The organism is Brotocaccenecus cirricatena (assembly GCF_020687045.1).
In the GTDB taxonomy this organism is placed as follows: Bacteria; Bacillota; Clostridia; order Oscillospirales; family Oscillospiraceae; genus Vescimonas; species Vescimonas cirricatena.
This window is the reverse complement of sequence record NZ_JAJEPW010000029.1, coordinates 23,085-36,783: the sequence shown is the minus strand read 5'-3', so window position 1 is coordinate 36,783 and position 13,699 is coordinate 23,085. Positions and strand designations below refer to the sequence as shown.

Below are 13,699 nucleotides of genomic sequence, written 5' to 3'. Positions count from 1 at the left end.
CCCCCCCCCCCCCCCCCCCCCCCCCCCCCCGCTTCTGCTATTTATGACATGAGTAAGGTTCTTTGTATGGCTCAGTCGTCGTACATTTCGATGAGCTTCAGCAGGTGATCGTAGCGGGCCTTGGCCTCGGCCTCGTTGCGGGCGAACAGATTCTCCGCACGGTCGGGGAACTCGCGGGTCAGACGGCTGTAGCGGGCCTCGTTCATCAGGAAGTCGTGATAGCCGCCGGCGGGAGCCTTGGAATCCAGGGTGAACTTCTTCTCCGCAGCGGGGTTGAAGCGGAACAGGTTCCAGTAACCGCAGTCCACGGCCTTCTTCATTTCCTTCTGGCAGTTCATCATGCCGCCCTTGATGGAGTGCATCTCGCAGGGGCTGTAGCCGATGATCAGGGACGGGCCGTGATAGGCCTCGGCCTCGGTGATGGCCTTGATGGTCTGAGCGGGGTTGGCGCCCATGGCCACCTGGGCCACGTACACATAGCCGTACTGCATGGCGATCTCCGCCAGGCTCTTCTTCTTGACTTCCTTACCGGCAGCGGCAAACTGAGCCACCTGGCCGATGTTGGAAGCCTTGGAGGCCTGTCCGCCGGTGTTGGAGTACACCTCGGTGTCGAACACGAAGATGTTGACGTCCTTCTTGCTGGCGATGACGTGGTCCAGGCCGCCGTAACCGATGTCGTAGGCCCAGCCGTCGCCGCCGAAGATCCACATGGACTTCTTGGCCAGGTATTCCTTCTTGCTGAGGATGTCGGCAGCCAGGGTGCAGGCGGCGCAGTCGCACAGCAGCTTGCCCTGGGCCTTCAGCTGGGCGGCGTGCTCCGCGAACTGCGGAACGGCGGCCAGCTCCTCCACGGTGGCGATGCTCTCCTCCAGAGCCTTCACATAGGCCCGGGCGGGCTCGGCGTTGGCGGTGCCGTCGTCCATGGTATCCAGCCAGGCCTGAGCGGCGGCTTTCAGCTCGGGACGGGCCCACTCCACGGCGATCAGCTGGCGGGTCTCGTCGGCCAGATCCTGGCGGATCTTATCCTGGCCCACGAACATGCCCAGACCGTGCTCCGCGTTATCCTCGAACAGGGAGTTGCACCATGCGGGGCCGTGGCCCTCCTTGTTGGTGCAGTAGGGGGAAGTAGCCGCGGGACCGCCCCAGATGGAGGAGCAGCCGGTGGCGTTGGAGATGTACATATGATCGCCGAACAGCTGGGTGACGAGACGGGCATAGCTGGTCTCGGCGCAGCCGGCGCAGGAGCCGGAGAACTCCAGCATGGGCTGCTTGAACTGGCTGCCCTTGACGGTGTTGTCCTGCATATCCTTCTTCTCGGCGACCTTGGCCACGCAGTAGTCGAACACATCCTGCTGAGGTAGCTCGCCCTCCTGGGCCACCATGGACAGAGCGTTCACGGGGCAGGCGCCGATGCACACGCCGCAGCCCATGCAGTCCAGAGGACTGATGGCCATGGTGAACTGATAGGTGCCCTTGCCCTTGCCGGCCTTGACGTCCACGATCTTGGCGGCCTCGGGAGCGTTCTTGGCCTCCTCGGCGGTCAGAGCGAAGGGACGGATGGTGGCATGGGGGCAGACATAGGCGCACTGGTTGCACTGGATGCACTTGGCGGCGTCCCAGGTGGGGACGGACACGGCCACGCCGCGCTTCTCATAGGCGGAGGCGCCCAGCTCGAACTGGCCGTCCACATGATCGGCAAAGGCGGAGACGGGCAGGCTGTCGCCGTCCATCTTGCCCACGGGCTCCAGGATCTCCTTGACCATCTTCACAAGCTCCGGCTTACCCTCCAGCTGCTTGTGCTCGGTCTCGTCCACGGCGTCGGCCCACTCGGCGGGCACATCGATCTTCTTATAGGCGGTGGCGCCCAGGTCGATGGCCTTGTAGTTCATATCCACCACGTCCTGGCCCTTCTTCAGGTAGGAGGCCTTGGCCTTCTCCTTCATGAAGCGGATGGCGTCCTCCTCGGGCATGACCTTGGCCAGGGAGAAGAAAGCGGACTGGAGGATGGTGTTGTTGCGCTTGCCCATACCGATCTCGATGGCCAGGTCAATGGCGTCGATGGTATACAGCTGGATGTTGTTGCGGGCGATATAGCGCTTGGCATCGGCCTTCAGGTGATGATTCAGCTCATCGAAGTCCCACTGGCAGTTGATCATGAACACGCCGCCGGGCTTGACGTCGTTGACCATCTTGAAGCCCTTGGTGATGTAGCTGGGGTTGTGGCAGGCCACGAAGTCGGCCTTGTTGATATAGTACGGGGAACGGATGGGGTGATCGCCGAAGCGCAGATGGCTGATGGTCACACCGCCGGTCTTCTTGGAGTCATACTGGAAGTATGCCTGCACGTACTTGTCGGTGTGGTCGCCGATGATCTTGATGGAGTTCTTGTTGGCGCCCACGGTGCCGTCGCCGCCCAGACCCCAGAACTTGCACTCGATGGTGCCGGGAGCAGCGGTGTTGGGACAGTTCTTATCCTCGGGCAGGGACAGGTTGGTCACATCGTCCACGATGCCGATGGTGAACTGGCGCTTCATCTCGTCGCGCTTGAGCTCGTCATACACGGCGAACACGGAGGCAGGAGGCGTATCCTTGCTGCCCAGGCCGTAACGGCCGCCGATGACCTGGATGTCGTTGCGTCCGGCGTTGGCCAGAGCGGTGACCACATCCTGATACAGGGGCTCGCCCAGAGCGCCGGGCTCCTTGGTGCGGTCCAGAACGGCGATCTTCCTGACGGAGGCGGGGATGACCTCGATGAGCTTCTCGGGGGCGAAGGGGCGGAACAGGCGGACCTTCACCAGGCCGACCTTCTCGCCGTGGGCGTTCAGATAGTCGATGACCTCCTCGGCCACATCGCAGATGGAGCCCATGGCCACGATGACCCGGTCGGCATCCTCAGCGCCGTAGTAGTTGAACAGGCCATAGTTGGTGCCCAGCTTGGCGTTGATCTTGTCCATGTACTTCTCCACCACGGCGGGCAGAGCGGCATAGTACTTGTTGCAGGCCTCGCGGTGCTGGAAGAAGATATCGCCATTCTCATGGCTGCCGCGCATATGGGGATGCTCGGGATTCAGGGCGTGCTGACGGAACTCCTTCACGGCGTCCATGTCGCACATATCCTTCAGATCCTCGTAATCCCACACGGCGATCTTCTGGATCTCGTGGCTGGTACGGAAGCCGTCAAAGAAGTTGATGAAGGGGACCTTCCCCTCCAGAGCGGCCAGGTGGGCCACAGGGGACAGATCCATGACCTCCTGCACGTTGCCCTCGCACAGCATGGCAAAGCCGGTCTGGCGGCAGGCCATCACGTCGGAGTGGTCGCCGAAGATGTTCAACGCCTGGGTGGACACGGTACGGGCGGAGACATGGAACACGGCGGGCAGCTGCTCGGCTGCGATCTTGTACATGTTGGGGATCATCAGCAGCAGGCCCTGGGATGCGGTGTAGGTGGTGGTCAGGGCGCCTGCGCCCAGAGAACCGTGAACCGCGCCGGCAGCGCCGGCCTCAGACTGCATCTCCACCACCTTGACCTGGGTGCCGAAGATGTTCTTCAGCCCGTTGGCGGACCACTGGTCCACAAAGTCGGCCATAGGGGACGACGGGGTGATGGGGTAGATGGCCGCAACCTCAGAGAACGCGTAGGACACGTGCGCCGCAGCGTTGTTGCCATCCATGGACTTCATTTTTCTTACCATAAATGAACCTCCTCATAAAAACATTTCGCGGATTTCTCAACGAAACACCATACATTGTGTATATTACCACAATGTCTCTTTTTTGTAAACGGAAAAATCAGCCTTTTTCACGGATTAAGGCTTTTTCTTCATCGTGCACAAAAATTCTCACGCCAACCGGGAAGTTTTTTTGGCAATGTATTTCAAAACGGCGGGATATGTGCTAAAATACAGATGAAACATATCAGAAAGCAACATGAGACTGTCGAAAAAAATTGGAAATCTTCCGCCATCGGAAAGGAAGATCGTTACGAAAGAAACCCATCAGGGGTGTCTTTCGTTTGCAATCACAGGTTTTTCAGAACTTATTAGGTTCTGAAAAACCGCACGCAACTTGTCAAAAAGCCATTTTTGACAAGCTGCGCAGAACAGGCGCATTTTTTGTGAGAGGATGTGAAGGGGCATGGTGGTAACGGTACGGTCCCTGGGCCTCAGCGGCATCAGCGGATACGAGGTGTCGGTGGAGTGCTTTTTGTCCGGGGGACTGCCCGCCTTCGATGTGGTGGGCCTGCCGGACGCGGCGGTGCGGGAATCCCGGGAGCGGGTCCGGGCCGCCATCAAGGCCTGCGGGGCCAAATTCCCTGTCAGCCGCATCACCGTGAACCTGGCCCCGGCGGGCCAGCGCAAGGAGGGGACGGTGTATGACCTGCCCATTCTGCTGGGCATCCTGACAGCGGCGGAGGAGCTGAAGCCCCTGCCCGCCGACGCGGCGTTTCTGGGGGAGCTGAGCCTTACCGGCGCGCTGCGTCCGGTGACGGGGGTGCTGCCCATGGCCCTGTGCGCCGCCCGGATGGGCATCCGCCAGCTGTTTGTCCCGGCCCAGAACGCCCCGGAGGCCACCCTGGCCCAGGGAATCACCGTCTATCCGGTGGAAAACATCGCCCAGCTGGTGGCCCACCTTACCGGTGATGCGCCCATCCGGCCCCAGACCCCCTGGACCCCCTCGCCGGTGTCCCAGGCCCTGCCGGACTTTGCCGACGTCATGGGCCAGGAAAACGTAAAGCGGGCCCTGGAGGTAGCCGCCGCCGGGGGCCACAATGTGCTGCTGATCGGCTCCCCCGGCTCCGGCAAGTCCATGCTGGCCCGGCGGCTGCCGTCCATTCTGCCGGATATGACCCGGCAGGAGTCCCTGCAAACCACGGAGGTATACTCCGTGGCGGGGATGACGGACCCGTCCCACCCCCTGGTGACCCGGCGGCCCTTCCGCAGCCCCCACCATACAGCCTCTCCCGTGTCCCTGTCCGGCGGCGGCACCGTGCCCCGGCCCGGGGAGATCTCCCTGGCCCACAACGGCATCCTGTTTCTGGACGAGCTGCCGGAGTTCGACAAAACCGCCCTGGAGACCCTGCGCCAGCCCCTGGAGGACGGGGTGGTCACCATCACCCGGGTGTCCGGGTCCCTGACCCTGCCCAGCCGGTTCATGCTGGTGTGTGCCATGAACCCCTGCCGCTGCGGGTGGTACGGCCACCCCTCCGGCCGCTGCACCTGCTCGGAAAGCCAGGTGGAGAGCTATATGCGCCGCATTTCCGGCCCCCTGCTGGACCGCATTGATATGCACATCGAGGTGCCGTCGGTGGAGTACGAGGCCATGCGCCGCAAGGAAAAGCCGGAGACCTCAGCTCAGGTCCGCGCCCGGGTCAACGCCGCCCGGGAGCTTCAGAAGCAGCGCTTTTCCGGCACCGGCGTCAGCTGCAACGCCTATATGACCCCGGCCATGATCGGGCAGTACTGCCTGCTGGACGCCGCCGGGGAGCGGCTGATGAAGGGGGCTTTCGACCGGCTGGGCCTCACCGGCCGCAGCCACGACCGCATTCTCCGCATGGCCCGGACCATCGCCGACCTGGACGCCAGCCCGGATATCCAGGCCGCCCATCTGGCCGAGGCCATCCAGTATCGCAGCAGCACCCTGTTGAAATAGTCCCCCCGGTGGGTTATAATAACTGGAAACCATATACAAGGAGAAACGATCCCATGCACGAGATGATCCTGTGCAAGCTGGGCGAGGTGGTCCTGAAGGGCCTGAACCGCCGCAGCTTTGAAATGAAGCTAATGGGCAATATCCGCCGCCGCACCGGCCGGTTCGGCAAGTTCCGGGTGTACTCCAAGCAGAGCACCATCTATGTGGAGCCTGCGGAGGAGACCTGCGACCTGGCCGGGGCCTATGCCGCCTGCAAGCAGGTTTTCGGCATCATCGCCGTGGCCCGGGCCCTGCCCTGTGCCAAGGAAAAGGAGGCCATTCTGGACACCGCCAAGACCTATCTGAGCAGCGCCCTGACAGCGGCCCGGAGCTTCAAGGTGGAGAGCAAGCGGGCAGACAAGACCTTCCCCATGACCTCCATCCAGCTGAGCCAGTGGGTAGGCGGCCACTTGCACGAGGCCTTCCCCCACCTGACGGTGGACGTTCACCACCCGGAGCTGACGGTGTATGTGGAGGTCCGGGAGGAGGCGGCGTATGTCCACGCCCCGGCGGAGCCTGCCGCCGGCGGCCTGCCCATCGGCATGGGCGGCCGGGCCGTGAGCCTGCTGTCCGGCGGCATCGACTCGCCGGTGGCCAGCTACATGATCGCCAAGCGGGGCGTGGAGCTGGAGATGATCCATTTTGCCTCGCCCCCCTATACCAGTGAGCAGGCCCGGGAGAAGGTTCTTCAGCTGGCCCGGGAGCTGGTGCCCTGGTGCGGGCGGCTGAATGTCACCATCATCCCCTTTGCCGAGATTCAGGAGGAGATTCGCCGCAATTGCCCGGAGGATCATTTCACCCTGATTATGCGCCGGTTCATGATGCGCCTGGCGGATGCCCTGGCCAAGGACCTGAACTGCCGTGCCCTGGTCACCGGCGAGAGCCTGGGCCAGGTGGCCAGCCAGACCATGGATGCCCTAGCCGTCAGCGGCGACGTGACGGACCTGCCGGTGCTGCGGCCCGTCATCGGCATGGACAAGGAGGAGATCGTCCGCATTGCCCGTCACATCGGCACCTTTGAGACCTCCATCCTGCCCTATGAGGACTGCTGCACCGTGTTCACCCCCCGCCATCCCAAAACCCGCCCCCATGTGGAGGAGGTCCGGGAGATGGAGCAGGCCCTGGACGTGGACGGTCTGGTCCGCCGGGCCATGGACGGTCGGGAAGTGGTAAAGCTCCGCTGAGCCGTTTTAACCCCAACGAAAAGGATGTGATACCATGCCCCATCAGGCGGAGATCATCGCCGTGGGCACCGAGCTGCTTTTGGGCAATATTGCCAACACCAACGCGCAGTTTCTGTCGCAGCTGCTGGCCTCGGCCGGGGTCAACGTGCTGTACCACACCGCCGTGGGGGACAACCCCCAGCGTCTGCGCCAGGCGGTGGAGATCGCCCGGGGCCGCTGTGACCTGCTGGTGTTCACCGGCGGCTTAGGCCCCACCTATGACGACATGACCAAGGAGACCGTGGCCGGCGTGTTCGGCCTGGCCCTGGAATACCACCCGGAGGTCATGGAGGAAATTCAGCAATATTTTGACCGTGTGTTCCACCGTCCCATGCCCGCCTGCAACCGGCAGCAGGCTATGCTGCCCCAGGGCTGCACGGTGCTGCACAACCCGGTGGGCACCGCCCCGGGCTGCATGTTCACGGCGGGCGGCGTCACGGCGGTGTTGCTGCCGGGGGTGCCCCACGAGTGCCGCTATCTGACGGAGCACGCGGTGCTGCCCTGGCTCCGGGGCCAGAGCGGCGGCGTTATCCGCAGCCGCGACCTGCATGTGTTCGGTCTGACGGAGCCCCAGGTCCAGGAGCTGCTGGGCGACCTGATGGACAGCGCGCAGAACCCCTCCCTGGCCCCCTACGCCAAGCCCGGCGAGGTGATGCTGCGGCTGACGGCCAAGGGCGGCAGCGACGACGACTGCCAGGAGCGCATGGCCCCTCTGTTCCGGGACGTCCGCTCCCGGCTGGGAAACTATCTGTACGGCGTGGACGTTTCCTCCCTGGAGGAGGTGGTCCTGACCCGGCTGCGGCAGCAGGGGCTGACTCTCTCCACCGCAGAGAGCTGCACCGGCGGCCTCATCGCCAAGCGGCTGACAGACGTGGCCGGAGCCTCCGCCGCGTTTCTGGGCGGCGTGGTGTCCTATACCAACGGCGTGAAGGCCGGGGTGCTGGGCGTGCCCCGGGACCTGCTGGACCGATACGGCGCGGTGTCCGCGCCGGTGGCCCGGGCCATGGCGGAGGGCGTCCGGCGGCTTACCGGCAGCGACCTTTCGGTGTCCGTCACCGGCCTGGCCGGGCCTGACGGCGACGACCGGGGAAACCCCGTGGGTACGGTATATCTGGGCCTGAGCCTGCCGGGGGAGACCCTGGTGCGGCGGCTGGCCCTGGGCGGCGACCGGCCCCGCATCCGGCTTCTGGCCGCCAGCAGCGCACTGGATATCATACGCAGACACCTTTGTGATCTGCCCATAGAACAGGAATAGGAGAAAAAATAACATGGCAGCAAACCCGATGAACAACAAGAACCTGGGCCGGACCCACAGCAAGGAGCTGGCCAAAAACAACCGCGGCAAGCGCACCCGGAAAAACAGCGACTATCAGACTGCCGCCACCGCCGCCCGCCAGGCCCAGGCCCAGAGCCAGGCCGCCCAGAAGGCCCCCTGGCCCACCAAGGTCAAGGTCACCCTGGGCATCATGTTCGGCGTGCTGGTGGCGTGCCTGGTGGTGCGGCTGGCGGTCCCCTCCCTGCAGGAAAACCAGATCCTCAACAGCGCCACCACCCTGCTGCTGGGTCTTTCCTGCGGCGCGCTGTATCTGATCCGCAAGGACTACCCTGCCCCCAAGCCCTCGAAGCTGGACGGCGTGGTCAACGCCGTTCTGATCGTGTTCGCCCTGGTATACGGCCTTCTGGGCGTCTGGGGCCTTCTGCAGCTGTTCGCGTAAAATTGTCCCGCCCTGTCCCGCCTTTGTCCCGGGAATTTCCCGTTGACAACCGGGACAGGGCGTGCTATATTGAGGGATAACAAAAGGCGTTGACGAGGAAGCCGCCTGCGGCAGGCAGCAGAGAGGGGCCCATCTTGGTGCAAGGGTCCCGGCTGAAAGCAGGATGCGTACCGCCTCCGAGCCGTCCGCCCAACGGGCCATGGCCCCAGTAGGCCGGACCGGGCCCTCCCGTTACAGAGGAGCTACGAGCGACGGGACCCGTGTCCCGTAAGCAGGGTGGAACCGTGGAGTAATGCCGATTACCTCACCCCTGAATCACTGTCAGGGGTGGGGATTTTTATTTTCCCGACCCCAATATCAAGGAGGAATCATCATGAGCGAAGAAAACAAGTACACCTTTGAAAACGAGGAATACCGCCGGACCTATTGGCACACCTGCTCCCACGTCCTGGCCCAGGCCGTCAAGCGCCTGCATCCGGAGGTGAAGCTGGCCATCGGCCCGTCCATCGAAAACGGCTTTTATTACGATCTGGACGCGCCCTTTGCCTTCACCCCCGAGGATCTGGCCGAGATCGAGGGCGAAATGCGCAAGATCTGCAAGGAGAAGCTGAAGCTGGAGCGCTTTGAGCTGCCCCGGGAGGAGGCCCTGCAATATATGGAGGAGCGGCAGGAGCCCTACAAGGTGGAGCTGATCAACGACCTGCCCGCCGACGCCCACATCTCCTTCTATAAGCAGGGAGAGTTCGTGGACCTGTGCGCCGGTCCCCACCTGGATTCCACCGGCCGCATCAAGGGCAACGCCATCAAGCTGACCGCCTGCAACGCCGCCTATTGGCGGGGCGACAGCAATCGCCAGACCCTGCAGCGGATCTATGGCGTGGCCTTCCCCAAGAAGGAGGAGCTGGACGCCTATCTGGAGCGCATTGAGGAGGCCAAGCGCCGCGACCACCGCAAGCTGGGCAAGGAACTGGGCCTGTTCATGATGACCGAGGAGGGCCCGGGCTTCCCGTTCTTCCTGCCCAAGGGCATGGTGCTGAAAAACACCCTGCTGGACTATTGGCGGCAGTGCCACAAGCGCTACGGCTATGTGGAGATCTCCACGCCCATCATCCTCAACCAGGAGCTCTGGCACCGCAGCGGCCACTGGGATCACTACAAGGACAATATGTACACCACCGTCATCGACGGCGAGGATTACGCCATTAAGCCCATGAACTGCCCCGGCGGCATGCTGGTTTATAAGAGCGAGCCCCATTCCTACCGCGACCTGCCCCTGCGCATGGCGGAGCTGGGCCTGGTCCACCGCCACGAGATGTCCGGCGCGCTGCACGGCCTGTTCCGCGTCCGCTGCTTCACCCAGGACGACGCCCACATCTTCATGACCCCCGACCAGATGAAGGACGAGATCAAGAACGTCGTGAAGCTGTTTGACGAAATTTACTCCACCTTCGGCCTGACCTATCAGATCGAGCTGTCCACCATGCCCGAGGACCACATGGGCGACGAGAAGGACTGGAAGTTCGCCGAGGATACCCTGCAGGCGGCCATCACCGAAATGGGCAAGGACTTCATCATCAACGCCGGTGACGGCGCGTTCTATGGCCCGAAGCTGGACTTCCATCTGGCCGATTCCCTGGGCCGGACCTGGCAGTGCGGCACCATCCAGCTGGACTTCCAGATGCCCGAGCGCTTCGACCTGGAGTATGTGGGCGAGGACGGCGAGAAGCACCGCCCCGTCATGATCCACCGGGCGCTGCTGGGCTCCATCGAGCGCTTCATCGGCGTCATCACCGAGCACTTTGCCGGCGCCTTCCCGGCATGGCTGTCCCCGGTGCAGGTCAAGCTCCTGCCCGTTACCGACCGGGCCATGGACTACGCCAAAAACGTCGCCGCCCAGCTGGACAGCCAGGGCTTCCGGGTGGAGGTGGACGGCCGCAACGAGAAGATCGGCAAGAAGATCCGGGAGGCCACCCTGGAGAAGATCCCCTTCATGCTGGTGGTGGGCGACCGGGATATGGAGGCGGGCACCGTGTCCGTCCGCACCCGCACCGGCGAGGACCTGGGGGCCATGTCCCTGGCGGACTTCGCCGCCAAGCTCCACGAGATCGTGGACTCCAAGGCAAGACAGTAAAAAAAGAACCCTTTTTCTCCGCCGCCCGGGGCTTCCCGGGCGGCAGAGCTGTTGCCTGCAAGGAGGCAACCGGTCCGGAAAATTTGCGGATTTTGTGATTTAGCCCTTGACATTCTCACAGATTTTGTTATAATAATCCATGCTGTTGTCGCATCGGAATATATGCAGTGGTATCGAAGTGGTCATAACGAGCACGACTGGAAATCGTGTTGTCGTCAAAAGCGGCACGAGGGTTCAAATCCCTCCCACTGCGCCAGAGAAACCCCCGGAAAGCGGATGCTTTCCGGGGGTTTGATTTTGCCCGGCCCGGCAAATAAACCATCCCCCGCCCTGCCAATCGGCAAGGCGGGGGATGCGCTGTTCGGGTTATTCGCCGATGGGATCGTCGTCGGAGTCGTCGTGGACCGGCGCGCCGCCGTTGGCAGGCAGCGGGGCGATGAGGGTGCGGTACAGCCGCCGGAAGAACACCAGGGTCACCAGCAGGGAGGCGATCTCCGCCAGGGGATAGCTCCACCAGACCAGATCATCGTTGCCGATGGAATAGCCGTACCGGGCCAGGACATAGGCGATGGGCACCAGAAACACCAGCTGCCGGATGATGGAGGTGGTCATGGAGTACACCGCTTTGCCCAGGGCCTGGAAGGAGCTGCCCAGGGCGATGCAGGCTCCGGCCATGCAGAAGCTCAGGGAGATGATCCGCAGGGCAGGGACGCCCACCTGGAGCATGGTGTCCGTGGCGTCGAAGATCTTCAGCAGAGGCCCGGGAATGGCCCAGAAGATGATCACGCCCAGCACCATGATGCAGGAGGCGTAGATGGTGCTGCGCTTGATGGTCTCCACCATCCGCAGCCGGTTCTGGGCCCCGTAGTTATAGGCCACGATGGGCACCACGCCGTTGTTCAGGCCGAACACCGGCATGAAGATGAAGCTGTTGAGCTTGAAGTAAATGCCGAAGGCCGTGGCCGCCGTCTCCTTGGCGGAGTGGTACGCGATGAGGATCTTGTTCATGCAGAAGGTCATCACCGAGCCGATGGCCACCATGATGACGCTGGGCAGGCCGATGGCGTAGATGTTGCCCACCAGCCGCCAATTGGGCCGGAAGCCCCGGAATTGCAGGTGAATTTCCTCGTTCTTCTTCAGGTTGAAGATCAGGGCCAGGATACAGCCGCAGAACTGGCCGATGACCGTGGCCACCGCCGCGCCGGTAACGCCCATGTCCAGCACGAAGATAAAGATGGGGTCCAGCACGATGTTCACAATGGCGCCCAGACCCTGGGTATACATGGACAGGATGGACCGGCCGGTGCCCTGCAGCAGCCGCTCGAACATGATCTCGCAGAACAGGCCCAGGGAGCCGCAGCAGCAGACCAGCAGATAGTCCGTGCCGTTTTCCACAATGTAGTCGATCTGGGTCTGGGACCGGAAGAAGGGCCCGGCAAACAGCAGCGCCAGCACGGCGCAGATGGCAAAGCCCACCACCGCCAGGAACACGCCGTTGATGGCCACAGCGTTGGCCCGCTCCTGGTCCTTGGCTCCCAGGGCCCGGCCCATCAGGGCGTTAACGCCCACGGCGGTGCCGGTGGCCAGACCGATCATCAGGTTCTGGGCCGGAAACGCCAGGGACACGGCGGTCAGCGCCTGCTCACACACCCGGGACACGAACACGCTGTCCACGATGTTGTACAGGGCCTGCACCAGCATGGAGATGATAATGGGCAGGGACATGTTGATAATCAGCTTGGAAATGGGCATGGTGCCCAGCTTGTTTTCTTTTTCCATGGGACGGTATCCCCTCCTTGATTTCGATTCACAAAAGGATATTGTACCATAGCCTTGGACAAATGAAAACCCCCTGAAAGCCACATTTTCGTCGGCGTTTCAGGGGATTTTTTATTCATTTTGGAAACTTATTTCGCCCGTCGAAACAATTTCTCACTGGGTCACCAGATAGCTGCCGCTGTCGGGGGCGTAGGCGGTCATGGCCACCACCCGGGTGGCGGCGTCGTAGCCTGTGGGCAGGGCCGAGGCGTCCGCCTCCGGCATGACATACACCCGGTCGAAGCAGGCCGTCAGCAGCTCCGGCGTCAGGCCGCTGTCCGCCGTGGGCGTCTCCCGCAGCACCACGGACAGCACCGTGCCCTCCGGCAGCTGCTTTTCCAGAGCCTGGGCGAAGTCCTTCAGCACCGCCGTCCTGTCGGCAGGCAGGTCCAGGGCCGTCTGGTCGCCGCTGGTGGGATACAGGAACCAATCCAGCAGGATCTCGTCAAAGCCCAGCCGGGCGCACTCCTCGGCCAGGTCCGTGATATACCGCAGGGTCTCCGGCTTGGTGGGGTCCAGCCACCGGCGGCCGGAGCCGTCCCGGTACAGGACGCCCTCGGCGGTGCACAGGGCCGCCCGGTCCCCCATGGCGTCGGCGTAGGCGTTGTCGCAGAAGCAGGCAAGCCTTGCCACGGTGTAGCAGTCGCTGTCCAGAATGGTCTGGAGGTTCCGGCTGGTGGCATTGCCGCCGGTGAGGACGCCCTCCGGCAGGGACACCGCCGTGTGATAGGCCACGGAGCCGTCGTACATCTTCACGTTGACGGCCACGGCCTCCCGGCCCGTCAGCAGATAGCCGGGGTCGCCGCCCAGGCAGCCGTAGGGCAGCTCCCAGGCGTGGATGGCGTCCACCTTCTGCCGTTGCGGCTCCTCCCGGGTGATGTCCACGTCATCCGGCACAGGGGCGGGGTCCGGCTGGGGCTTCTCCGGCTCCTTCCGGAACCAGGGCAACTCCAGATGGGCCTTGCCCTCGTCGTCATACACCACGTATTCCTGGGTCAGCAGATAGGCCACCGCCGCGATCAGCACCAGCACCAGCACGATGACCAGCGCCACCTTGCCCCGGGTGTTTCTTCCCCGGTAGCGATGATATCCCTTTGTGGTCATGGAGCGCACCTCCGTTCACG

The 13,699-nt window shown here is 63.2% G+C and carries 8 protein-coding genes and 1 tRNA gene; 6 read left to right on the top strand and 3 right to left on the bottom strand.

Annotation, left to right across the window (positions count from 1 at the left end):
* Window positions 1-71: 71 nt before the first annotated feature.
* Entirely contained in the window at window positions 72-3,692 is a 3,621-nt protein-coding gene (nifJ, locus tag LKD37_RS10255; protein ID WP_302929132.1) for a pyruvate:ferredoxin (flavodoxin) oxidoreductase, read from the bottom strand.
* A gap of 442 nt (window positions 3,693-4,134) precedes the next feature.
* Between nifJ and LKD37_RS10250 the strand changes: the two genes are divergently transcribed.
* The 6 genes from LKD37_RS10250 (at window position 4,135) to LKD37_RS10225 (ending at window position 11,013) form a co-directional block, all read left to right on the top strand.
* A complete protein-coding gene (locus LKD37_RS10250) occupies window positions 4,135-5,649 on the top strand; it encodes a YifB family Mg chelatase-like AAA ATPase (protein WP_302929131.1) in 1,515 nt (504 codons plus the stop codon).
* Window positions 5,650-5,702: 53 nt separating this feature from the next.
* Window positions 5,703-6,872, top strand: coding sequence for a tRNA uracil 4-sulfurtransferase ThiI (gene thiI, locus LKD37_RS10245; RefSeq protein ID WP_302929130.1), 1,170 nt, complete (start codon window positions 5,703-5,705; stop codon window positions 6,870-6,872).
* Window positions 6,873-6,906: 34 nt separating this feature from the next.
* Entirely contained in the window at window positions 6,907-8,166 is a 1,260-nt protein-coding gene (locus tag LKD37_RS10240) for a competence/damage-inducible protein A (RefSeq protein ID WP_302929129.1), read from the top strand.
* A gap of 13 nt (window positions 8,167-8,179) precedes the next feature.
* Window positions 8,180-8,626 carry a hypothetical protein gene (locus tag LKD37_RS10235; protein ID WP_302929128.1) on the top strand — a complete coding sequence of 149 codons (447 nt, stop codon included), beginning with the start codon at window positions 8,180-8,182 and terminating at the stop codon, window positions 8,624-8,626.
* Between the two features lie 373 nt (window positions 8,627-8,999).
* Complete coding sequence (thrS, locus tag LKD37_RS10230) at window positions 9,000-10,757, top strand: threonine--tRNA ligase (RefSeq protein ID WP_302929127.1); 1,758 nt, start codon at window positions 9,000-9,002, stop codon at window positions 10,755-10,757.
* 164 nt (window positions 10,758-10,921) lie between these two features.
* A tRNA-Ser gene (locus LKD37_RS10225) sits at window positions 10,922-11,013 on the top strand.
* A gap of 110 nt (window positions 11,014-11,123) precedes the next feature.
* On the opposite strand, the gene LKD37_RS10220 is transcribed toward LKD37_RS10225, so the two are convergent.
* Complete coding sequence (locus tag LKD37_RS10220; protein WP_302929126.1) at window positions 11,124-12,536, bottom strand: MATE family efflux transporter; 1,413 nt, start codon at window positions 12,534-12,536, stop codon at window positions 11,124-11,126.
* A gap of 153 nt (window positions 12,537-12,689) precedes the next feature.
* Window positions 12,690-13,679 carry a putative glycoside hydrolase gene (locus LKD37_RS10215; protein WP_302929125.1) on the bottom strand — a complete coding sequence of 330 codons (990 nt, stop codon included), beginning with the start codon at window positions 13,677-13,679 and terminating at the stop codon, window positions 12,690-12,692.
* Between the last annotated feature and the right edge of the window lie 20 nt (window positions 13,680-13,699).